The 24261-nt window shown below is 33.7% G+C and carries 19 protein-coding genes; 16 read left to right on the forward strand and 3 right to left on the reverse strand.

Going from position 1 to position 24261, the window contains the following annotated elements; translation table 11 throughout:
• Positions 1-35: 35 nt before the first annotated feature.
• Positions 36-947 carry a Gfo/Idh/MocA family protein gene (locus AB1282_RS06250; protein ID WP_429898711.1) on the reverse strand — a complete coding sequence of 304 codons (912 nt, stop codon included), beginning with the start codon at positions 945-947 and terminating at the stop codon, positions 36-38.
• A gap of 449 nt (positions 948-1396) precedes the next feature.
• Here AB1282_RS06250 and AB1282_RS06255 point away from each other — a divergent pair, with 449 nt between their 5' ends.
• From AB1282_RS06255 to AB1282_RS06310, 12 genes are all read left to right on the forward strand, one after another.
• On the forward strand, positions 1397-3079 hold the full coding sequence (locus AB1282_RS06255; RefSeq protein ID WP_429898712.1) for a long-chain fatty acid--CoA ligase: 1683 nt from the start codon (positions 1397-1399) through the stop codon (positions 3077-3079).
• Positions 3080-3471: 392 nt separating this feature from the next.
• A complete protein-coding gene (locus AB1282_RS06260; RefSeq protein ID WP_286131574.1) occupies positions 3472-5091 on the forward strand; it encodes a sensor histidine kinase in 1620 nt (539 codons plus the stop codon).
• A gap of 1 nt (position 5092) precedes the next feature.
• The gene (locus tag AB1282_RS06265) at positions 5093-5887 is read left to right on the forward strand and encodes a response regulator transcription factor (protein WP_056467259.1); all 795 of its coding nucleotides are present in this window, start codon (positions 5093-5095) and stop codon (positions 5885-5887) included.
• Positions 5888-5981: 94 nt separating this feature from the next.
• Entirely contained in the window at positions 5982-7289 is a 1308-nt protein-coding gene (locus AB1282_RS06270; protein WP_429898713.1) for an extracellular solute-binding protein, read from the forward strand.
• An 85-nt stretch (positions 7290-7374) separates the two neighbouring features.
• On the forward strand, positions 7375-8250 hold the full coding sequence (locus AB1282_RS06275) for a carbohydrate ABC transporter permease (protein WP_056467266.1): 876 nt from the start codon (positions 7375-7377) through the stop codon (positions 8248-8250).
• 90 nt (positions 8251-8340) lie between these two features.
• Entirely contained in the window at positions 8341-9168 is an 828-nt protein-coding gene (locus AB1282_RS06280) for a carbohydrate ABC transporter permease (RefSeq protein WP_429901070.1), read from the forward strand.
• A 47-nt stretch (positions 9169-9215) separates the two neighbouring features.
• Positions 9216-9851 (forward strand): YesL family protein, encoded by a 636-nt coding sequence (locus AB1282_RS06285; protein ID WP_056467269.1) that lies wholly within the window; start codon positions 9216-9218, stop codon positions 9849-9851.
• Positions 9852-9883: 32 nt separating this feature from the next.
• Positions 9884-10855 (forward strand): aldose 1-epimerase, encoded by a 972-nt coding sequence (locus AB1282_RS06290; RefSeq protein WP_056467272.1) that lies wholly within the window; start codon positions 9884-9886, stop codon positions 10853-10855.
• A gap of 33 nt (positions 10856-10888) precedes the next feature.
• Complete coding sequence (gene xylA / locus AB1282_RS06295) at positions 10889-12223, forward strand: xylose isomerase (protein ID WP_429898714.1); 1335 nt, start codon at positions 10889-10891, stop codon at positions 12221-12223.
• Positions 12224-12317: 94 nt separating this feature from the next.
• Entirely contained in the window at positions 12318-13817 is a 1500-nt protein-coding gene (gene xylB / locus AB1282_RS06300; protein ID WP_429898715.1) for a xylulokinase, read from the forward strand.
• Between the two features lie 39 nt (positions 13818-13856).
• Positions 13857-14840: an aldo/keto reductase gene (locus tag AB1282_RS06305; RefSeq protein ID WP_056467280.1), complete on the forward strand. Its 984-nt coding sequence runs from the start codon at positions 13857-13859 to the stop codon at positions 14838-14840.
• 46 nt (positions 14841-14886) lie between these two features.
• Positions 14887-16491, forward strand: a complete 1605-nt coding sequence (locus AB1282_RS06310) for a glycoside hydrolase family 43 protein (RefSeq protein WP_429898716.1) — start codon at positions 14887-14889, stop codon at positions 16489-16491.
• 525 nt (positions 16492-17016) lie between these two features.
• On the opposite strand, the gene AB1282_RS06315 is transcribed toward AB1282_RS06310, so the two are convergent.
• Complete coding sequence (locus AB1282_RS06315) at positions 17017-18714, reverse strand: M4 family metallopeptidase (RefSeq protein ID WP_429898717.1); 1698 nt, start codon at positions 18712-18714, stop codon at positions 17017-17019.
• Positions 18715-18967: 253 nt separating this feature from the next.
• On the opposite strand from AB1282_RS06315, the gene AB1282_RS06320 reads away from it, so the two are divergent.
• The 4 genes from AB1282_RS06320 to AB1282_RS06335 all read left to right on the forward strand — a co-directional run bounded on the left by AB1282_RS06320 (position 18968) and on the right by AB1282_RS06335 (position 22348).
• Positions 18968-19534, forward strand: a complete 567-nt coding sequence (locus AB1282_RS06320) for a DUF4047 domain-containing protein (protein ID WP_429898718.1) — start codon at positions 18968-18970, stop codon at positions 19532-19534.
• Between the two features lie 19 nt (positions 19535-19553).
• Positions 19554-20102, forward strand: a complete 549-nt coding sequence (gene sipW, locus AB1282_RS06325) for a signal peptidase I SipW (RefSeq protein WP_429898719.1) — start codon at positions 19554-19556, stop codon at positions 20100-20102.
• A 78-nt stretch (positions 20103-20180) separates the two neighbouring features.
• On the forward strand, positions 20181-20792 hold the full coding sequence (locus AB1282_RS06330; RefSeq protein WP_429898720.1) for a TasA family protein: 612 nt from the start codon (positions 20181-20183) through the stop codon (positions 20790-20792).
• 311 nt (positions 20793-21103) lie between these two features.
• Positions 21104-22348, forward strand: coding sequence for a helix-turn-helix domain-containing protein (locus AB1282_RS06335; RefSeq protein WP_429898721.1), 1245 nt, complete (start codon positions 21104-21106; stop codon positions 22346-22348).
• A 181-nt stretch (positions 22349-22529) separates the two neighbouring features.
• Here AB1282_RS06335 and AB1282_RS06340 read toward each other — a convergent pair whose 3' ends face one another.
• On the reverse strand, positions 22530-24065 hold the full coding sequence (locus AB1282_RS06340) for a DHA2 family efflux MFS transporter permease subunit (RefSeq protein ID WP_056467286.1): 1536 nt from the start codon (positions 24063-24065) through the stop codon (positions 22530-22532).
• Positions 24066-24261 lie beyond the last annotated feature (196 nt).

Here is a 24261-nt window from a genome sequence, read left to right on the forward strand (position 1 = left end):
TAATTAGACCTCTAAAGTCTACTATTCGGGTTTTTTTAATGTTCATTTGAATCGATATACTGAACGATTCTTTCACAAATTTGATGAGTGATTAAGGAATCATTTATTGAAGGGTCTGGGGTTTTATTCTGTTCTATACAGTCAAGAAAGTGATCAACTATTTGGAAAAACCCACGTTTATATAAGGTTGGTTCCCAATCACCGAATTTCTTAATATTGATTTCTTTATTATGATAATGAGTTGTTTCGACTAAACTACTTACGACATATTTATTTTGCGGTGTCATATATTCAATCATTTCTTCCGTAACACCATTGTTTCTATTCATGATTCCGATAGCCGTGCATCCTTCACCTATAAGATGAATGACTAGGTGTTCGAGCATAGTATCTTTTTTCAAGAAATTGATTTTTAAATCCACTACATTAGTGGACATTAAATACCTAAGTGTATCCACCACATGAATAAAATCCTCTACAACAAATCTTCTGGTATGTTCAGGAAAGTTAAATCTATTTTTTTGCATGATGATTAAGTTAGCCTTTCCATGCATAGTAAGCTCTCTTACTCTTGGGGTAAATCGTCTATTGAATCCAACCATCGCTATTGTTCCTTGTTCTCTGGCTAGATTTACAATTTGTTCAGTTTCTTTAAAGTTCAACGAAATAGGTTTATCAATATAAACGTTTATACCATTTAATAATAACTTTTTAGTGATCATATAATGAGCTTCCGTAGCTGTACTAACAAACGCTGCATCAATATTCTTTTCTAACAATTCATCTACTGTATTAACAGTTTCATTGATTCGATACTTGTTTGATAAATGGTCTAGTGTTTCATTTCTTCTTGTACATAGCACCAACTCGATCTTTTCTTTTTCAGAAAGAACCGGCAGATAGGCCTTCGCAAATATATCTCCTAAACCGATTATTCCAATTCTCATATGCTAACACCTCGCTTGTTATTAATTGAAACATAGAAAAGTGGTAAAGTAAGTAATAGTATGTAATTTTACTTAAAAAATTTTGGAATTAAACATTTCAGTTAACTTAAAATGTTTTTTAAATTTTCAAAAAACTATTTATTCATTTAAGCTTTTCCATTATAATAAGGTCTAAAGTTGATCTTGATAATGATGTACTATTCCATTTTCCATTCTATTTTTCCTTTCCACACTAAACTTGGCAATTACCTCACTTTGCAATTTACTTTCAAATAATTTAAAAAATCCTATTAAAAGCGAATAGTTTGTAAGCGGTTTCTAATGGAGTGTTTATATATGAATTATTACCCTGAATTTTTTTGTTAATGACTAAAATTTCATACATATAAGAAAGACTGTCAGTATTAAAACTTAATATAAAAAAGGTATATAAGCGAAAGGGGAAAACGATGAGTACTTCACATTTTGCATATTGGCCAAAAAGGGTTTCTAAATCTTTAACTTTACCTGAGACAACACTCTATGATAATTTAGTCGTTTCGTCAAAAAGATATCCAAATAAAACTGCAATAGAGTATTATGGCGCTTCAAAAACGTATAAGCAACTTCTTGAAGAGGTTGATCATTTAGCGGGGTATCTTGAGCACAGGTTAGAAATATCCCCAGGTGAACGCGTAATGCTTTATATGCAAAACTCACCACAATATGTCATCGCTTTTTATGCAATATTAAGAGTAAGAGGAATTGTAGTACCAATTAACCCGATGAACACCACTGATGAACTTGAATTTTACATAAATGATTGTGAAGTTAAAACTGCAATCATTGGCCAAGAACTATCCCCTCAAATTGAACCTTTACAAGCTACAACTGGATTAGAGAATTTAGTAGTTGCAGTCTACTCTGAATACTTACCATCAATTCCTTTAGTTTCCGATTTAGCGGCTGAAATAACTGAGTCAAAGAAAATTTATCAAAGCGAAAATATATTTTATTGGGAAGATGCTATACAAACACAGTTCATCCCATCACTATATGAAGGTACTTCAGAAGATGTTGCAGTTCTTCCTTATACTTCAGGAACAACAGGTTTACCAAAAGGCTGTATACACACACATAAAACGGTACAAGCAAATGTAGTAGGATCTGCCGTTTGGATGAATATTTCTGCAAATGCCGTTAGCTTTTCAACTTTACCTCTATTCCATGTAACAGGGATGGTTCATGGAATGCATACACCGATTCTTACCGGTTCAAGTATGGTATTGCTAACGAGATGGAATCGAAACCATGCATGCAAACTGATTGAAAACTATCAATGTACCCATTGGGTAAATATTAGTACAATGCTAATCGACTTTTTAGCAAATCCGGTTTTAAATACAGATGATATAAACTCTCTTGTAAATATTGCAGGTGGTGGGGCACCTCTTCCGGAAGCAGTAGGTGAGCAGCTATTCCAATTAACAGGTTTAAAGTTCGTAGAAGGCTATGGTTTATCAGAAACAATTGCTCAGACACATTTTAATCCGCCAGATCGACCAAAACTTCAATGTCTTGGAATTCCATCATTTGATGTAGATGCCAGAATTATCGAGCCAATTACAATGAAACAGTTAGGTGTTGGTGAGGTTGGTGAGATCGTTGTTAATGGACCACAAGTATTTAAAGGCTACTTTAACCGACCAGAAGAAACAAATGACGCCTTTGTTGAAATAGACTTTAAACTATTTTTCCGTACAGGAGATATCGGGCGGTTTGATGATGAAGGGTACTATTTTATCGTTGATCGTGTTAAAAGGATGATTAACGCGTCAGGTTTTAAAGTGTGGCCAACCGAAGTGGAAAATCTACTATATAAACATCCAGCCATTCAACAAGCTTGTGTTGTTAGTAAGCCTGATGAAAAAAGGGGTGAAACAGTAAAGGCATATGTGATCCTAAATCCTAATTATTTAGGCAAAGTAAGTGAGGATGACATTATTGATTGGTCAAAAGAGCATATGGCTAACTACAAATATCCGAGATATGTCGAATTTATTGATAAATTACCAACTACTGCAAGTGGAAAAATTTTATGGAGGACTCTTCAGGAAACAGAATGGAGTAAAGTTGAACAATTTAAAGAGTGAGAAACGTCAAAAATTCGGAAAAAGGGTAAATGAATAGTAAATAAGAAAATGAAAAGGGAAGCCTCAACATCATATGTTTAGGTTCCCTTTTTTCGTGTTGATTTTTATTTAACTAATTATCATTATCGAAACATTGCCCTTAATCGATCTGGTAGTTCTTACTAGAAAGTTGTTTTTAATATTCAGACTAATGCTAAATATAGTATGATGAATTTTAAAGAAAACCCTTACATTAACTTACTACTGAAAAGGTGATTACAATCGTAAAAATAAGATTACAGTTAAGAAAATTAAACACTTTACGAAATCAGATATTGGCTGTCTTCTTGATTGTTATGGTGATTGTTTTATCCATTGTATCCATTATGGTATATAACCAAGTTGGAACTTTAATGAAAGATACAACAGAGAAGCAAATCAAACAAACAGCCGTAGAAGCTAATGGAAGAATGGAAACCTTGTATAAGCAAATTGACACTTTATCAAATCAATTAATGACAAATGAGACGGTTCAACAGATATTACTCGGATTGAAAAACGGAGAAAGTGTTGATTTTGCCAAAAGACAATCATTAATTAGAGTAATAAATAACTCTTTAGCTTACTCAAATGGAATCTCTTCTTTTGAGCTATATTCTTCGGAAGGAAATCGTATTTTTCCATTCGGTGAAAAAAGTATATCTAGTGTAATCGATGAGAAATGGGTAAAGGAAGCAGAAGCCGAGAAAGGAAGATTAGTGTGGGTAGGGAAAGATCCTAAAAATAGTAACTATTCTTATGCAATAAGAAGGGTAAGTTTAATGGATCGATGGTTTTCAAACGGAGGATATTTAGTAGTAAGAATTCTTAATAGTTACTTTCAGGTTGAAGAAAGTAATTTATCTCCTGGGGAGAAGGATTACATGATGCTTCTTGACAGGGACTTAACACCGATAACAGATAATTATGGCATTAATATTCAAAAGTTTCTATCAGAAGGATACGAATCGATAAAGTTAAATAAAAAACATTATATGATTGTTACACAACCATCTACAAAAACAGGCTGGACCCTTGTTATTTTAAAACCTACAAGCTTTTTAAATGAGGCAGTAACACCGGTAAGAAAAGCGACTCTTTTATCTGGTGCGATTGGATTTATCATTTTTGTCGTGTCATCAATTATTCTAGCAACAATGATTACTAGACCAATAAAAAAACTTACAAATACAATGAAGAATGCGAAAATGGATGAGCTGAAAATTAACAAGGAAAGCGCAGCTTCATTAGAAATTATTGAATTAAATAGAACGTATAACCAGATGGTAGAAAATACGAATCATTTAATACAGGTCGTATATGAAAAAGAATTACTACGTAGTCAAACTGAGTTGAAGGCGCTACAAGCCCAAATTGATCCGCACTTCCTTTATAATACGCTAAATGCACTTTACTGGTCTTTAGATGATAGGGGTGAGGAGGATTTAGCTGAAATAGTGATAGCAATGTCAGGATTATTTCGCTATACAATCGGCAATGCAAACAGTAGTGAATGGGTAACTATACAAGCTGCTCTCGACCAAATTGAACGTTATTTACAGATTATGAAAATGAGATTAGGAGAAAGGTTACTATGGGAGATATCTGTTGAGCCAAATCTACTAACTATTAAAATCCCAAAATTGCTAATCCAACCTTTAGTTGAGAACGCCATCATGCATGGTATTGAAAGTAGTCGGGAACAAGGGATTGTTTTAGTTAAGATTAAAAGGATTAATGATTCATCTAATTTATTAGTGACTGTTCAGGACAATGGACCGGGGATTAATAGAGAAACTCTTAATGCCCTTAATCTAGCAATTAAAAATGATAATGTATCATCCTTTAAGGGGATGGGTATGGCGCTTACTAATGTAAATAAAAGAATTAAATTATATTACGAGGGATATGACTTAAGTGGTCTTCGTTTAGAAAGTGAGATTGGCAAAGGTACAACTGTATTATTCGAAGTTCCAGACAAAGGTGGGGAATAATTTGGATACAAAAACAATTCTAATTGTTGATGATGAACAAGCGACTAGACAAGGTTTAAAAAAAACATTAGAGAAATGGTCAAATGGTAAATTTGAAATTCTTAGTGCGGCAAATGGTCAAGAAACATTTGAACAGATGAGCAGAACAAAAATTCATCTATTAGTAACTGATATTTGTATGCCTGAAATGAATGGTTTAGAGCTCTTAAAAAACCTAAAGGATAAAGGCCATAAGTTTGTTTCAATTATTATTTCTGGACATCCTGACTTTGAATATGCCCAGGAGGCTATTCGTCTAGGCGTTGTAAATTATTTATTAAAACCGGTAAGTAAACAAAAATTAATTGAGGCTATTGAGCAAGCGCTTGAAAAGGAAGCAAATATTGAACGGATTGAATATATGGAAAAAGTGACTGATCAAAAATTATTAAAACTAGATCAAGTTTCTAATCGCTCTAACTCAATTAACGGAGCAAAGACCTTTATTAATGAAAATATTAGCAACCAAATTTCATTAAAAGAAGTTGCGGAAGCGGTACATCTAAATGCTAGCTATTTTAGTGTGTTATTTAAAGAGCAAGTGGGGTTAACATTTAGTGAGTATTTGACTAGAAAAAGGTTGCAAATTGCAAAAAATCGACTACTGACAACAGATTTGCAAATTGAAGAAATTGCACTAGAAGTAGGCTATCAGACGGCTAAATATTTCATTAAGATCTTTAAGGATTACGAGGGTATTACCCCTAGTAAATTTAGAAAAGTGTCAGAACTTGATGATTCCCTAATCCAAAAATAGTGGAATTTTATCCAATCGTGGTTACCTTACCGCGGTTTTTTTTTAGTGCTAGAATTTACTTGTAACGAAAAATTCAAAAAAATGGGGGTTTGACATGTTTAAGAAAGCATCTTCATTAATGCTAGCACTAGTTCTTATACTGATGGTGACTTTAACTGGCTGTGGTAAATCTAATAACGCGTCAACTGAAAGCGGTTCCAAAAAGGTAATTAAATTTATGCATCTTTGGCCAGCTGGAAGTTCTAAGCAACAAAACTTAATTGTATCTGACATTATAAAGCAGTATGAGGCTGAACATAAGGATGTAAAAATCGAAGTAGAAGTTCTTGAAAATGAGCAATACAAGAATAAGATTAAAGTTCTTTCTTCTTCTAACGAACTTCCTGACGTTGGGTTTACATGGGCAGCAGGATATATGAAACCATTTGTAAAAGGTGGCCTTTTCGCTGATTTAGATGATGTGTTAAATAACGGATTAAAGGATTCTTTTGTAAGCGGAACAACAGAAGCATATGCTATCGATGGTAAAACATATGGATTACCTCTAGAACTAAACATCGCTCCAATTTATTACAATAAAGCAATTTTTGAAAAATATAATCTTCAAGTACCACAAACTTATAGCGAATTCCAAAATGTTGTTAAAACACTTGCTAAAAATGGAGTTGCTCCAATCGCTTTAGGAAATAAAGATCGTTGGACAGGTTCACTTTGGTATATGTATTTAGCGGACAGAATTGGTGGAGCTGATGTATTAAATAAAGCAATTAACCGTACAGGAACATTCGAAGATCCTGCACTTGTTTCAGCGGCATCAGAAGTTCAAAACCTAGTTAAAGAAAAAGCATTTAATAAAGGCTTTAATGGGTTATCAAATGATGAGGGAAAATCTGAATTCTTAAATGGAAATGCAGCTATGTACTTAATGGGAACATGGGAGCTTCCAAACTTTACGACAAATGAAGAAATTCCAAAAGACTTCCGAGACAATGTAGGTTTCTTTAAATTCCCTACATATGAAGGTGGAAAAGGAAATATTAATAGCTGGGTTGGTGGTCCTGGAGTAGGTTTATTCGTAGCTGAACATTCAAAAGTTAAAGCTGAAGCTAAAGATTTTGTTAAATTCTTTGTAGAGAAGTGGGGAGAGCAATCCGTTGAAAAAGCGGGTGTAATCCCAGCGACTAAGGTTGATACTTCAAAAGTAAATTTACCACCGTTATATATTGATGTGTTAAATGAATTAAATAAAGCTAGCAACTTAACATTATTTGCTGACGTTCAAATGAGTGCTTCTGTGGCTGAAACTCACTTAAACTTAATCCAATCTTTATTTGGAAATGAAGTAAAACCAAAAGATTTTGCTAAACAACATGAAGAAGCTTTAAAGGCAGAAGATAAATAAATTCTGATGTACTAAAGAAAAGGGCATATGGATTCATTATAATATGCCCTTGATTTTTAAATATAGGGGAAGGAGTTGAAACGAAGTGAATAAAGCTATGTCAAATAAAAAAATAATTGCCTTGTATATTACACCAGCTCTCTTTCTGATCCTTGCTTTGATTTACGTTCCAATCGTACAAACTGGATACTTTGGCTTAATGAAATGGAATGGAATTGGGGAAAAGGAATTCATAGGTTTAAAGAATTACTCCCACTTATTACATGATCCTCTATTTTGGAAAAGTGCTTTCCACTCCTTTTTATTAGCAGTATTTTCGGCAGTTAGTTTAATTGGTTACTTGTTTATCTCATTTATACTTGCCGGAAAAATTAAAGGTGCAGACCTTCTTAGAAAAATATATCTTATTCCAATGCTGCTTGCTTCTGTTGCAATTGCCCAGCTTTGGCTTAAAATTTATCATCCTACTAACGGTATTCTAAATAGCTTACTTGTTTCTCTAGGAGTTAATAATCCACCAGCCTGGTTAGCAGAAACAAACTTAGCTTTATATGCGATTATTATTCCGATTATTTGGCAGTACGCTGGTTTTTATATTCTGATTTACTATGCAGCACTTAAAAATATTCCAGACTCTCTAATCGAGGCTGCAAGAATTGACGGAGCAACACCAATTCAAATTGCACTAAAAATAAAATTACCATTAATAATGAATGTTGTTAAAGTAACGATTGTTCTTGCTGTTGTTGGGTCACTTAAATATTTTGACTTAATTTATGTTATGACAGGTGGAGGTCCTAATGGTTCAAGTGAAGTAATGGCTTCCTACATGTATCAGAAAGCATTTAAAGGTTTTGACTTTGGTTATGCAAGTGCAATTGGATTTTTCTTATTAGTTATTTGTTTAATAGTTACTTGGATTATTCGCAAATTTACAGAATCAAATGATGACATTTACTAAATGAAAGGGGGATTTTAGGTGGATACGGTAAGAGTTACAGGATCTCAAGCTATTGTAACTGAAAAGAAAACTGACCGTAGCAAGAATAGTATTTTTAGTAAAATTGCTTACGGATTTATGTATCTTTTCCTTATAATCGTAGCGATTTTTCAAATATTTCCAATCATATGGCTATTTATTTTTTCATTAAAAAATAACCAAGAAGTTTTCAATATGTCACCTTTTTCTTTACCTGAAAGCCCAAAGTGGGAGAATTATACGAAAGTTTGGACTGAAGGAAACATTAGTCAGTATTTCTTTAACAGTGTAACTTATACGATCGCTGCCGTTATTTTAACGGTTGTATTAGCAAGTATGGTAACCTTCGCAATTACAAGAATGAATTGGAAAGCAAGTAAATGGGTATTGGGATTATTTATGGTAGGTTTAATGATTCCAGTCCATTCAACATTAATTCCTTTATTTAATACTTTTACAAAAATAAATTTGATTGATAATCCACTCTCGGTAATCCTTACTTACACAGCTTTTAACTTACCTATTACGATCATGATTTTAATTGGTTTTTATGAAGCTCTACCTAGAGAGGTAGAAGAAGCAGCGATTATGGACGGGGCATCAATTAACCATATCTTTTTTAAAATTACTTTACCAATGACATCACCAGTAATTGCTACAGCAGCAATTATTAATATGATTTACAACTGGAATGAGTTTGTCTTCGTTAATACATTTATTAGTTCAGATCAATTTAAAACACTAACAGTAGGTATTCAAAACTTTATTGGCCAGTATACGACTGATTGGGGAGCAATCGGAGCTACGTTAGTTATTAGTATTCTGCCAATCCTAATTGCCTTCTTAATATTAAGTAATCGAATTGTAGAAGGAATTGCTTCTGGGTCAGTAAAAGGTTAAGAGCAATAAATAACGCTATAGATGGATTCGTAAAGGAGGGTGATTAAATGATACTCGGAAAAACAATGGGGAAATTGTTTACGCTATGTGAGTGGGTCATGAAATTAGCATATGTCAATCTACTATGGTTCCTCTTTACAATTGCTGGACTAGTCATATTTGGTTTTTTCCCTGCTACGGTAGCCCTTTTTACAATTGTTCGTAAATGGATCGTAAAAGAAACGGATCTCCCGATTTGGAGAACATTTCTAACGATCTTCCTGAAGGAATTTAAAAGTTCCAATAAACTTGGTTTGGTATTCATTCTTAGCGGAATCTTCTTAGTGTTTGATGTATTTTACATTCGAACGGTCGAAGGGGTGTTCCAATTTATATTAATCATCCCTTTATTAATCATTGCGGCAGTTTATTTAATGGTTTCCCTTTATATTTTCCCGCTATATGTACATTACGAATTTAAACTAAAAGACTATTTAAAAAATGCATTCTTTTTAAGTGTATTTCATTTTCACATTACTTTACTAATGCTAGTTAGTCTAATCGCTATCGTATTTTTGTTACTGTATCAGCCAGGGCTAATTCCATTCTTTAGTGTTGTTTCAATTGCTTGGATTTTTATGTTCGGTGGTATGTATAGCTTTAGTCGAATAGACCAAAGACAAGGAAAGATTAGCAAAGTCTAAATGTAGAAATTATGACAGAACGGGGAATATAGATGAATACTTATGCTGAGGAAATTTCTTTTTTAGATGAACCCGCGATAAAAGCAGGTAATAGTGAATTGGAGATTATCATTATTCCCGGATGGGGATCAAACTTGATTTCCATGGTTCATAAAAAATCAAATACTGAGCTACTAAGAGTCCCTCAAACGAATGAGGAGTATTTGAATAATCCAGTTCTTTACGGTACTCCAATCCTGTTCCCTCCAAATCGAATCGATCAAGGTAAGTTTAGATTTGGCAAAAGAACGTATCAGTTTGATATTAATGAAATGGACAAGCAAAATCACATTCATGGTTTTGTTCACACAAGAAAGTGGAATATCTCGAGTGTAGAAGTTAATGAGCAAACAGTGAAAATTATAACTGAGTTTGATTCAAGTAAGCACGAAGATGTAATGGCTCAATTCCCGCACCATTTTGTGATAAGGATGAGCTTTATTCTGAATGATAATTTATTTGCAAAAAGAGCCGAAGTTATTAATAAAAGTAATGAAGTTTTACCGTTTGGCTTTGGCTATCATACTAGTTTCGTATTCCCAGAAGAAACTTCAATCTTCAAGCTTCCAGTCGATAAACGTTGGAAACTAAATGATCGATTTTTACCTACTGGGGAATTAGAAGATATTGAGTACAAGTATGAATTGAGTGAAGGAATGAGCTTGTACGGGCTAGAGTTAGATGATGTTTTTCTATCTACTCCCAATGACAGTGGTCTACAGACGGCAAAAATAACGAACAAATCAACAGGAGTTGAGATTAATTACACTGTTGATCAAAGTTTTAAGCATTGGGTCGTTTATAACAAAGATGGGAGAAGCGGCTTTTTATGCCCAGAGCCCTACACATGGGTAACTAACGCTCCTAATCTTGAAGTAAATAGTGAATTGACTGGCTTACAAGGAATTATGCCAGATGATATGAAAGTATTGCGCACATGGATTGTTATTTCACATAAGTCATAAAATTTAAAACTACTATTTTAGGAGGAATTAAACATGAGTTACTTTACTAATATTAACAAAATTAAATTCGAAGGTCCTAAATCAAAAAATCCATTTTCATTTAAATATTATGATCCTCAAAGAATAGTTAACGGCCAAAAAATGGAGGATTTACTTCGTTTTTCAGTTGCTTACTGGCATACATTTACTGCAGATGGTTCAGATCCATTTGGAGCAGGTACAATGCAACGTCCTTGGAACCATTTAACGGGAATGAATCTTGCTAAAGCACGTGTAGAAGCATCATTTGAGTTTTATGAAAAGTTAGATGTACCTTTCTTCTGTTTCCATGATTCAGATGTTGCCCCTGAAGGAAATACATTAGGTGAAACATATAAAAACCTAGATGTCATTGTAGAAATGATAAAAGAATATATGAAAACAAGTAAAACAAAATTACTTTGGAATACGGCAAATATGTTTACTCATCCTCGTTATGTAAATGGAGCCGCTACTTCTAATAACGCTGACGTATTTGCCTATTCAGCTGCAAAAGTGAAAAAAGGCTTAGAAATTGCAAAAGAGCTCGGTGCAATTAACTATGTATTCTGGGGTGGACGCGAAGGTTATGACACGCTTATGAATACAGATATGAAGCTGGAGCAAGACAATCTTGCGCGTTTCTTCCATATGGCTGTAGATTATGCAAAAGAAATCGGATTCGATGGTCAGTTCTTAATCGAACCAAAACCAAAAGAACCAACGAAGCATCAATATGACTTTGATGTGGCAACTGGACTAGCTTTCTTACAAGCTAATGGTTTAGAGAAACAGTTTAAATTCAATATTGAAGCGAATCATGCAACACTTGCTGGTCATACATTTGAGCATGAATTACGCGTTGCTCGAATTAACGGAATGCTTGGTTCAGTTGATGCAAACCAAGGTGATAAGTTAATTGGTTGGGATACAGATGAGTTCCCTACAGATATTTATTCTACTACATTAGCAATGTATGAAATCTTAAAAAATGGCGGTTTAGGAAAAGGCGGCCTGAACTTTGATGCAAAAGTAAGAAGGGGATCATTTGATGTAGAAGATTTATTCCATGCACATATAGCTGGAATGGATAGCTTTGCAATTGGCACATTAGTAGCTAATAAACTAATTGAAGATAAAGTATTTGAAAGCTTTATTGAAGATCGTTATAGCAGCTTTACTTATGGTATTGGAAAAGAAATCGTAGAGAATAAAGCAAGTTTCCATACACTTGAAGCATATGCGTTAAATTTAAATGATATAAAAAATAAATCTGGTCGTGAAGAACGTCTGAAATCAGTGCTAAACCAATATTTATTAGAAGCGATTTCTGAGTTCGCAACAGTTTAAAAATCTTTTGACCATAAAATGTGCTGGGAAATTCATTATTTCCAGCACATTTTTCTCATACGATAGGCTCAAAAATAAAAAAAGGATGATTGTTATGAAATATGTAGTAGGGATTGATTTAGGTACAAGTGCCGTAAAAATTTTGTTAGTTAATCAGTCAGGTGAGGTATGCCATGAAGTATCTCGTTCCTATCCATTAATACAAGAGAAATCAGGGTATAGTGAACAAGATCCAGAAGAATGGGTTGAAAAAACAATCGATGGTCTTGCCGAACTAGTTAGAGACTTTAATGGTCATCAAAATGATATACAAGGGATTAGTTTCTCGGGACAAATGCATGGTCTAGTGCTAATGAATAAAGAAAATGAAATCCTTCGTAATGCAATTTTATGGAATGACACAAGAACGACTAAGCAATGTGAGTTTATTAATGAAAAAGTGGGTAAAGAACGTTTACTTGATATAACGAAAAATCCAGCACTTGAAGGCTTTACTTTACCAAAGCTTTTATGGGTAAAAGAATTTGAACCAGAGATCTATCATCAGGCAGCGGTATTTTTATTACCTAAAGACTATCTTCGTTATCGTCTGACTGGAGAAATTCATACTGAATTCTCGGATGCTGCTGGAACATTGCTTTTAAACGTAAAAGAAAAGCGGTGGAGTGAAGAATTATGTACAAAACTCGATATTCCTTTCCATCTTTGCCCACCAATTATCGAGTCTCAGATTTGCGTTGGAACAATTACAAAAGAGGTTTCTGATTTGACCGGACTTAGTCGTGAAGTGAAAGTATTTGCAGGCGGAGCCGATAATGCATGTGGCGCAATTGGCTCAGGTATTTTAAAAGAAGGCAATACGCTTTGTAGTATTGGTACCTCAGGGGTTGTCCTTTCTTATGAAGAGCATGGTGAACACGACTTTAAAGGTAAAGTTCATTATTTTAACCATAGTAAAAAAGATGCTTTCTATTCAATGGGTGTAACGCTAGCCGCAGGATATTCACTAAGCTGGTTTAAAGATACTTTTGCTGAGAGTGTGAATTTCAAACAACTATTAGAGGATGTTGATCACGTTTCAATTGGATCGAATGGTTTAATATTTACTCCGTATTTGGTTGGTGAAAGAACGCCACATGCGGATTCAGTTATTAGAGGATGTTTTATTGGTATGGATGCAGCACATAAGAGAAGTGATTTTGCGAGAGCCGTTATGGAAGGTATTACTTTTTCATTGAACGAGTCAATTGAGATTTTCCGAAATAACGGTAAAAAAATTGATTCGATTATTTCAATTGGTGGCGGTGCAAAAAATCCTATATGGCTTCAAATGCAAGCAGATATTTTTAATGCAACAATTATTAAGCTTTCAAGCGAGCAAGGTCCAGGGATGGGTGCGGCGATGCTTGCTGCTTATGGATGTAATTGGTTCGAATCATTAGAGGTTTGTGCAGAGGAGTTCATAAAGCCAATCACTTCATATAAACCAGTTAGTGAGAACGTTAAACAATATGAAAAGCTTTATTCAATTTATAAGCAAGTTTATTCCAACACGAAGGAATTAAATAAAATGTTATCTGAATTTAGAAAGTAGTAAAAGACGGTATAAATAGCACTAGAGGGGGAGTTTTACTTGAATTATCGAGAACTTGGTAATACAGGTTTAATGATTAGTGAGGTTAGTTTTGGAACTTGGGCAATTGGTGGAGCATGGGGAAAAACAAATGATACTGAAGCTTTAAAATCCTTACAACAGGCAATCGATCAAGGTGTGAATTTTTTTGATACTGCAGATGTTTATGGTGACGGTCATAGCGAAGAACTACTGGCTAAAGCCACAAAAGGACTTGAAGACAAAATTTATATCGGAACAAAGTTTTGTCGAAAAGGTGATATTCATTCACCGGAAAATTACTCATATGAGGCAGTTAAGTCTTATTGCGAGGATAGTCTAAAACGCTTAAATCGAGATGTGATTGATTTATATCAAGTACATTGCCCAGCAACTGAAATTTTAAAGGATGGACATGTATTTAATGTACTTGACCGTTTAAAAAGTGAAGGGAAAATCCGCCATTACGGGGTTAGCGTTGAAACGGTTGAAGAAGGAATGATTTGTTTAGAGAACCCCAATGTGAAAAGCTTACAGGTTATCTTTAATATTTTTAGACAAAAGCCATTAGAAGTATTACTTCCGGAAGCTTATAAGCGTGGGGTTGGAATTCTTGTAAGATTACCGCTAGCAAGTGGACTCTTGTCTGGAAAGTATAAGGCTGATCATATTTTTGAAGAAGATGATCACCGAAACTTTAATGAAAATGGAGCGGCCTTTAATATCGGAGAGACATTTGCAGGCTTGGGCTTTAAAAAAGGAGTAGAATTAGCAAATCGGATTAACTGGATTGCTGAAGGAAGGTCATCAATGGCAAGTGCAGCACTTAGATGGATTTTAGATCAAAAGGAAATTACATGTGTCATTCCGGGATTTAGAAACCAAAGTCAAGTGAATGCCAATTTAGATGCAATGAATATACAATCTTTTTCGAAAGCTGAATTAGATCAATTAGAGCTTTTCTACCAAAAGAATGTTTCTGACTTTATCAAAGGTGCTTACTAAAAAAGTAAAGTATTGAACTATATAGATGCATATGGAGGAGTTTAAAATGGCTAAAATTAGTAATCCAATTTTGCCGGGATTTAATCCGGATCCAAGTATTTGCCGAGTAGGGGAAGATTATTATATTGCAGTTTCAACTTTTGAATGGTTTCCAGGAGTAGGAATCTATCACTCAAAGGATTTAAAGAATTGGCGTTTTGCATCAAGACCTTTGAATCGTTTAAGTCAATTAAACATGATAGGTAATCCAGATTCGGGCGGAATATGGGCTCCTGCATTATCTTATCGCGACGGAAAGTTTTGGTTAATTTACACTGATGTAAAGGTAGTCGAAGGTCAATGGAAAGATTGTCACAACTACCTCGCAACATGTGAATCGATTGACGGAGAATGGTCGGATCCAATTTACTTAAATAGTACCGGATTTGATCCTTCACTATTCCACGATGAGGATGGAAAAAAATATTTAGTTAATATGGTTTGGGATCATCGCGTAGGAAATCATCATTTTTATGGCATTTCACTACAAGAATACAGTGTAGAAGAACAGAAACTGATCGGAAAAGCAGAGGTTATCTTTAAAGGAACCGATATTAAACTGACGGAAGCACCTCATTTATATAAAATGAATGGTTACTATTACTTACTAACGGCAGAAGGCGGTACGAAATATGATCACCAAGCTACAATTGCTAGGTCAAAACAGTTAAAGGGCCCATATGAAGTACACCCAGAAAATCCGTTAATTTCGTCATTCCATGCACCAAGAATTCCACTTCAAAAAGCAGGACATGCATCCATTGTTCAAACGCATACAGATGAATGGTTCCTAGTACATTTAACAGGAAGACCATTGCCAAGAGAAGGTCAACCGTTGTTAGATCCAAGAGGTTTCTGTCCTTTAGGAAGAGAAACGGCTATACAAAGGCTTGAGTGGAAAAATGATTGGCCGTATGTCGTTGGAGGGAACAGTCCTTCACTGGAAATAGAGGGACCAAAAATAGATGAAGTGAAATGGGAAAGTGATTACCCTGTGATGGATGACTTTAACTCAGAAATCTTAAACCCTCACTTTCAAAACTTGAGAATTCCATTAGGAGAGAATATCGTTTCACTAAAAGACAATCCAGGGCATCTACGTCTTTACGGAAGAGAATCCCTAACATCTAAGTTTACTCAGTCATTTATAGCAAGACGTTGGCAACATTTTAACTTTACTGCAGAAACAAAAGTAGCATTTAATCCGAATACATTCCATCAATCTGCTGGTTTAGTAAATTATTACAACACTCAAAACTGGACTTCATGTCAAATTACTTGGAATGAAGAAAAGGGCAGAATTCTTGAATTAGTAACATGTGATAATTTTAAGTTCGATCAACCTCTTCAAGGAAAAGAAATTATCATTCCAGAACAAGTTGAATATGTGTATCTTCGAGTAGATGTGAAAACGAATGTTTACCAGTACTCTTACTCATTTGATGGGGAAGAGTGGACAGCTATCCCTATATCTCTATACTCATATAAACTGTCTGATGATTATATTAAAGGCGGAGGGTTCTTTACAGGTGCATTTGTTGGAATGCAATGTCAGGATACAACTGGTCAAGCTCTTCATGCCGATTTTGATTATTTTATTTATAAGAGCTAATAAAAAAGTTCAACCATAATTAGCTATGTAATTGATAATAGGGCTATGCCATTTTAATTAGATGATTTCTGTATTGAACAGGATCATCTTTTTTCGTTTAAACTGTTTGTCCTTTTTTCGCCATAAAAAAATTACCTCTTAGTTATACGGTATACAGTCTACCTGTAGGGGATAATATTATATTTGCAAGCTAATACATTTGAAAACTTTAGATATTTTTAGCTGATCGTTCAAAATATATATGACTGAATGGACCAAACTGTCAACCTTTGAATAATACAAAATGCACCTCCGAATATTAGATATGTCTAATATTTGAGGTGCATTATAAATGATGGTAGATTGATAAAACAATTTGATTTCGTTTATTTTTTAATTTTTTTGTATACTTTGTTGAACTACATAATACATAGGTTCAACTTTATTAGATCTCAGAAACAATTGGTTTACTATGTGCAAAAAAGTGTTTTTTCTAAGCGCCCCCATTAAGAGTCCATTATAAAATTGCTTATATTTTTTTATCTATTAGTTTACACCTACAGAAGTATATGCATCCATGACAGCTTGTGTTTCTGCTGAAGTAACACCGTTTTTATCATATAAGTCACGTGCAGCTTGGATTGCAGCTTCTCGCATCTCTTTAAATCCAGATGATTGAGTTAAATATAGAGTAAGTGCACGGTAATAGATTTTTTCTGCCTTTTTATTTCCAATTCCCTTAATTGTAATACCATTATTCGTACCACCTTGAGTTAATAAATAAGCAGCTTTGTTATTGATTCCACTGTTAATGTGTACGCCACCATTATCTTCAGTTCCTAAGTAACGATCTTGGTATGTATCAGGATAGTGACCTGATGGCATTAAACTTTGAGCCTTACCTGCAGGGTTACTCATTGAACGAAGTCCCCCATCTCCATTAATATTAGGAGTATATATATCTTCTCCAAGTTCCCATTCAGTTATTCCAGTAGTGTACATTTGAGCGAAATTACCTAAAATATCTGCTAGAGATTCATCCAGAGCTCCAGATTCATTTTTATAAATTAGATCAGCAGAATTTGTAACCACACCATGCGTCATTTCATGGCCTGCAACATCTAAACCACCAGCTAAAGAGCTATATTTAACTCCGTCGCCATCTCCGTATACCATTTGTTTTCCATTCCAGCCGGCATTATTCCATTTAACTCCAACGTGAACAGTGTTAATTAGTGTCATACCTTTATTATCTAAACTATTACGTTTATGAACATATTGATAGTATTGGTTGACTTTATCCGAGTTGTATTGAGCTGAAATGGCTGCAGGATCAGTGAAGAAATTACTTGGGCTAGTTGTCGTGATATCATAACCATTAAAACCAAAAGCAGAAACAATTTGAAAGGCTGTTTCATTAGCACGTTTTGCAGTACGAGTTAAAATAGGAACATTAGTATTTCCGAAAACTGATGAACTGAATAAATAACTAGTTCCAGTTGCAAGATCCTTTCCAGCAGGGAAAGATTGCATTTTGCCGTGAAGGTCTAATCCCCTTCCAGTTACTGGTGAAAGTGTTGCTGGATCAATTGCAGTATCTAATGCATTATAGCTATCAATCACTTCTCCGCTATTTGCATCTACAAAATAGTGGAAGAAGCCTGGGGCTGGAGCTGAAGTTGACGCTTTAACTAAATAAGTTAAATAATATTTTCCGTTGAAAGGATAGATTGTTAATTGAGAGTCAATTTGATCATAATGTTCAACTGTACCAATTTGTGATTCAACTTTGTCTTTTGCGATCTCAACAGCATCCTCCTCTGAAATTGTTGCTTCAGTCGTTATTAGTGAACGCGATAGATCTTGAGTTACCTTCCCGATAGATGAATAAACATTATTGTTTGCATCTAGTGCAACAGTTTGACCTGATCCATAAATCGGTATTCCTTTATATTGCTCAACTGTACGTACATGAAAAGTACCAGTTAAAGGATCCGTTTCTTCGCTCACAATTTTAAATTGTTCACCAATATTGACTAGTCTTGTTCTTTGATTTTCTACTTTTGAATGTAGAAACGCTTTGATTATCTCATCCTTATTTACTACATCTGAAACGGTTTGGGCACTTGCTTTTCCAGATCCAAATGTTGTAGCTGGAATTAAGCCACCCATTGCAACGGATAAAGATAATACTGCTGGAATAACGGTCTTACTTCTAGTTCTTTTCGAATTTCTTTTTTTCACTGTTTCCACCTCTAATTTTGAATTTTGGAACAATTACAATTATTGAAAAAAAACTCAACTAAATCAATGGGTTTTCGATTATTTAATCTTGAGAGATATTTGAGTAGATAAATCGATTTTTCTTTTGGATGATTCAAAATTCGACAAAATTCTACCATGATTTTAATAGAAAATATCTCGGTAACAATTTTCAGCAAATTCTGTATAATTAAAATCAATTGAGTTTGATTACTTCACAAGAGGGGGGGAACACATGAAAAATTCAATTCATAAAATGATAATTTTTCCTTGCTTATGCTGTATGTCATTTTACGTTGGAGTGAAGATCACTGGAGAAACAGAAGCTTCCTTTTCAACTAAAGAAACGTTAAGGCCGGTCGAAGTATCAACAGCATTTGTATTTCCATCAACAATAAAACAGCTAGTGTACCAATCACAAGAGATTGCTAAGACGATAAACAAAGAATATGAATCTATTGATCTTCCTTCTACAGATGTTTCTTATCAAGAACTGGAGATAAGTGAAGATAAAATTAAAGAAACTGATCAAAAAATTCGTCTTCAATACAAAGCTTTAGAAAGTAATGTAGATGAACTATCACAATTCAATAGTCAAATACTAAGTCAAAAAAATACAGACCCTAGGACATTCGATTATGTAAGTGAAGGATACCATGATGTACTGAACATTTTAAAAAATGTTCAAGCTACTGTTGACTTTAAATATATAGAAAAAGTCCATTCACTAATCTCATTCCAAATAAAACAACTAGAAAGTGAAACAAATAATGTACAGAAGCCTGATGGAGAACAAAAATAATTTTATGTAGGTGAAGAAGTTGAAGAAGACACTATTAACTATACTAAGTAATTTCGTCAAAGTAATGTTTGGAGGGTTAATCTGTATTTTGGCATTTGTTGTTATTTCTTCAAGAATATCCGGACATGAACCTTCGATGCTTGGTTACCAAGTGAAATCAGTATTATCTGGCTCAATGGAACCGACTTTTCAAACAGGATCGATTATCTCAATAAAATTACATACAAATCAAACTAGCTATCAAAAAAATGATATCATCACTTTTCGAATTAAAGAAAAGTTAATAACTCATAGAATCATAGAAATAAAAAATAAGAATGGCGTCATCACATATAAAACAAAAGGTGATAACAATAATAGCGCAGATTTATGGACAGTCACTAAGCAAGACATAGTAGGAAAATATACTGGTTTTACGATTCCTTATTTAGGTTACGCGTTAAACTATGCGAATTCAAAAATTGGATCATCGCTTTTATTAATTATACCAGGGATCTTACTTATTACTTCTGCCATCTATTCAATTGGAAGTGCAAAAAAAGAGTTAGAGCAAACAGCAAAAGCTTGATTATGTTGATTAGATCTCATATGTATCACCTATAGAATACATAAGAGTTTAATATATTATACCTAAGGGGGAAATAAAATGAGTTTTACGAAGAAAGTAAGTCAAGGAGTCATGAGTGCTGCATTAGGATTATCTTTAATTGGAGGAGGAACATTTGCATATTTTAGTGACTCAGTTGAGACACATAATACTTTTGCTGCAGGAACATTAGACTTAGAATTGAATCCTAAAGCTGTTGTAAATATTAGCAATATCAAACCTGGAGATGAAATTTTCCGTGAATTTACATTGGAAAACAACGGCTCATTAAATATCAGTAAAGTATTATTAGACACAAAATATAATGTGAAAGATGCTAATTCAAATAATAATGGTGATGATTTAGCTAAACATATTAAAGTGACAATTATGTATAACACTAGTAGTGCAACAAATCCAATTGTTGAAACAACACTATATGACTTACAAAATCAACAACCAGATATAACTCAAATTGATACTTTAAATGGTCCTATCCCAGATGGCATTTTAGCAGGCAATAAGGAAAAAATCTTCGTATTATTCGAGTTTGTAGATAATGGACAAGACCAAAACCATTTCCAAGGAGACAAGCTACAAGTAAACTGGACATTTAATGCACAGCAAGAAGCAGGGACATATCATGATGATACAGATGAAAACAGTAACTAATCACAAGCTCATAGAAGAAGAGGTTTCATTCTGATTTTTAGATAAATAGTAATCCGATCCTCCATTAATAAATATATCCAAAACATCTCAAACAGATTGCTTTATAAAGAGCGTCATGTTGGAGATGTTTTATTTTTATAATGATTAGTTAACCAAATATTTTACTGTGGTTCCAAAAACATTTTTCCATATACTAGTAATTAGATTTGACGAATTGTCAACTCTTTGCAAGTAGTGATATATTAAGATAAAGTTAAATTTATTAAAATTTTATTTCATTAAATAGGTGGAGTGTGAAGGAGTAGAGTAAATTGTCAGTTGGGCAAATCATCAGATTTTATCGGCAAAAAATAGGGTTAACACAGGAAGAATTAGGGAGGGGCATTTGTACACTTTCCTATATTAGTAAAATTGAATTAGAGCAAACAGCCTATTCCCACGATATTATTAAGGTTATTTCAGACCGGTTGAATATTGATATCGAAAAAGAAGTTGCTCTTCTTGAAAATATGGAAAATCAACTTAATCGTTGGCATAAGTTCATCATTATGCAAAAGATGGATTTTGTAGAGGCGATGTATAAAGAATTTGAAAGAATTCCATTTCTAAACTTTACTGAGTACGCAGCGTACTATACCTTGTTAAAGGCGAGATATTATATCTTAAAAAAAGATTATGTTAAGACATACTCTATTTTACAAAGTGTAAAAAAAATCTATCAAAATCTTCCCCCTTTCGAAAAGAATCTCCAATTGCATGTGTGGGGAATCTATTACATCGAGACAAATGAAATTTCATTAGAAAAAGATACACGACAGGCGATCAATATCCTAAAAGAAATTGATATAGATAAATATAGAAATGATGAATACTACTACCACATAGCGAGAGCTAATCACTTAATTCAAAACAAAACAATGGCATATGCACAAGCTGAAAAAGCTCTGCGTCACTTTAAAGATACGAAAAACTTTAAAATGGCTTTAGAGACTGAAGCTTTTATGCTTGCACAAATTCACAATGATAAAAATACAGATATTAAACAAATAGAGGAAAGCTATTATAATTTAATTCAAGAATGTGATTTATTGAATGCAGTTGAAATTAAAGAAATATTATTAGGTAATTTATCTTTCGTATACTGGAGAAGAAAGGATTACATAAAAGCACAAAGATTATGTATAGAAGCTCTTAATTTAGTTGAAAAACCTTCAGCTCCATATCTCAAAACTCTACGTAATTATTTGATTCTTTGCCAAGACGGTAAATTAATAAAAAAAACAGAAGCGTTAAGAATGGCTCACAAAGGTAGATCAGTCGCAAAACAAATGAACAATATGTTATATCAAATTTTATTTAAAATAATTACTTTTCGTATAGAAGATAAAAAAAAGCAATATTACGAATATATAGAGGTAAAAGCTCTTCCATATTTCCAGTCAGCGAACCACTTATCTTTATTAAAAAAATATGCTATGGAATTATATGAATACTATCTAGAAACAGCGCAATATGAAAATGCCGCTAAAATTTCGAATATTTTAGTAGAATTATAAGAATTAGCAATGATCAATTAAGGAATATATCCATTTCTATAAAAAATAGACGTATACAAAAAAACTAAACCGTTGTTTCCGAGTAATATACAGGTAACAATGGTTTAGTCTTTTTTAGTGTCTATTTTATATGGGGACATCTTAAACTTGGTTGAACTTTTTTAGTCTGAGATTTACTTTATTAGTTCTCTGCTAACTTTTTCTTAAAGTTATTACTAGTATTAGTATTTTCTTTCACTACAGGTTCCTCTGCAGCTGTTGAACGTTTGATAAAGAATGCAAGAACTAGTGCTACTGCGGCAACGAATACCGTCACATAAAATGAGAAGTTAATTCCTTCTAACATTGCCTTCATTGAGATCTCTTGCTTAATTTGAGCAAGCATTTCAGGTGTAGGTTTACTAGTCACATGCTTCATCGCTTCAGCAGCAAGCTCTTTAGCTTTTGATTCAGTACGATTCGACATTACTGTTACGAGTAAAGCTGTACCAATCGCACCAGATACTTGCTGTAAAGTATTATTCATCGCAGTACCATGTGGATAGAATCGTCTTGGTAATTGATTTAACCCATTTGTCGATACTGGCATCATAACCATCGACATACCGAACATACGTAATGAGTATAAAATGATAATATGCGTATAAGTTGTATCCATTGTTAACTTACTTAAGAAATACGTAGTAACAGTCATAATCGCTAAACCAGTTACTGCAAGTATTCTTCCGCCAATTTTATCAAATAATTTACCCGTAATTGGCGACATAATTGCCATTAATAAAGCACCTGGTAACAGCATTAAGCCTGCATCAAATGGTTTAATGCCTCGAAGCGTTTGAGTATAAATCGGTAAAAGCATCATTGCTGAGAACATAGCCATTGTAACTACAATTGAAATCGCTGATGATAAAGCAAACATAGGGTAGCGATAAATTCTAAAGTTTAACATTGGCGTATCAAGTTTTAATTGACGTACGATAAATAGTACTAATGAAATAACGCCTACAATTAATGTAACGTAAGCTTCTGGACTATCCCATCCTTTTGTTCCGGCAGTACTAAAACCGTACAATAATCCACCAAAACCTATACTTGATAAAAGAACAGAGAAAAGGTCGATCGTACTATTTGATTTCTCTTTTTTATCTTTAAGTAAGAAAAAGCCAATAATTAAAATCGTCAATGCAATCGGTGAAACAACATGGAAAAGCATTCTCCAGTCATAATGTTCAATAATCCACCCAGATAACGTTGGTCCGATCGCTGGTGCACCCATCATTACTAAACCAAAGAAGCCCATTGCAGTTCCTCGTTTTTCAACAGGGAAGCTAGTTAGCATAACATTCATTAATAATGGCATTAAAATAGCCGAACCAGAAGCTTGAATCATACGGCCCGCTAATAATAAAGGAAATACATGTGCAAATCCTGCTGTTAAAGTACCGATATTAAATAAAAGTAGTGCAGTTATAAATAAATGTCTAACAGAATATTTTTGGATCAAAAAAGCAGTAGTCGGAATTAAAATTCCATTAACTAGCATATATCCAGTTGAAAGCCATTGAACAGTCGAAGGCTCAACGTCCAAATCCTTCATAATAGAAGGTAAAGCAATATTAAGTAAAGTATTGTTTAAGAACGCAATAAAAGCCCCAATCATTAGGATTGTAATAATCCCATATGGTGGGCGAACCGATTTATTCATGGAATGATCCATGATTTCCCCTCCTTTGTACATCTAGTTCAATTTTTTGAACTGTGTTTCCATCTTCTATATAAGATAATATGATATACCATTCATTCATTAGATGCAATTATAATAACCATTAGAAATCTTTAATAAACTAATCAGATATTTACTAGTTAAAAATGTTAAAATAATGTACTATGTTTTTTAAGCAGTAATTAACTAG

It is taken from the genome of Gottfriedia sp. S16(2024) (genome assembly GCF_050473765.1).
GTDB lineage: Bacteria > Bacillota > Bacilli > Bacillales > Bacillaceae_G > Gottfriedia.

Coding starts and splice junctions, on each gene's coding strand:
- AB1282_RS06250 (WP_429898711.1), bottom strand. CDS start 947: ATGAGAATTGGAATAATCGGTTTAGGAGATATATTTGCGAAGGCCTAT.
- AB1282_RS06255 (WP_429898712.1), top strand. CDS start 1,397: ATGAGTACTTCACATTTTGCATATTGGCCAAAAAGGGTTTCTAAATCT.
- AB1282_RS06260 (WP_286131574.1), top strand. CDS start 3,472: ATGAAAGATACAACAGAGAAGCAAATCAAACAAACAGCCGTAGAAGCT.
- AB1282_RS06270 (WP_429898713.1), top strand. CDS start 5,982: ATGTTTAAGAAAGCATCTTCATTAATGCTAGCACTAGTTCTTATACTG.
- AB1282_RS06285 (WP_056467269.1), top strand. CDS start 9,216: ATGATACTCGGAAAAACAATGGGGAAATTGTTTACGCTATGTGAGTGG.
- AB1282_RS06290 (WP_056467272.1), top strand. CDS start 9,884: ATGAATACTTATGCTGAGGAAATTTCTTTTTTAGATGAACCCGCGATA.
- xylA (WP_429898714.1), top strand. CDS start 10,889: ATGAGTTACTTTACTAATATTAACAAAATTAAATTCGAAGGTCCTAAA.
- xylB (WP_429898715.1), top strand. CDS start 12,318: ATGAAATATGTAGTAGGGATTGATTTAGGTACAAGTGCCGTAAAAATT.
- AB1282_RS06310 (WP_429898716.1), top strand. CDS start 14,887: ATGGCTAAAATTAGTAATCCAATTTTGCCGGGATTTAATCCGGATCCA.
- AB1282_RS06320 (WP_429898718.1), top strand. CDS start 18,968: ATGAAAAATTCAATTCATAAAATGATAATTTTTCCTTGCTTATGCTGT.
- AB1282_RS06330 (WP_429898720.1), top strand. CDS start 20,181: ATGAGTTTTACGAAGAAAGTAAGTCAAGGAGTCATGAGTGCTGCATTA.
- AB1282_RS06340 (WP_056467286.1), bottom strand. CDS start 24,065: ATGGATCATTCCATGAATAAATCGGTTCGCCCACCATATGGGATTATT.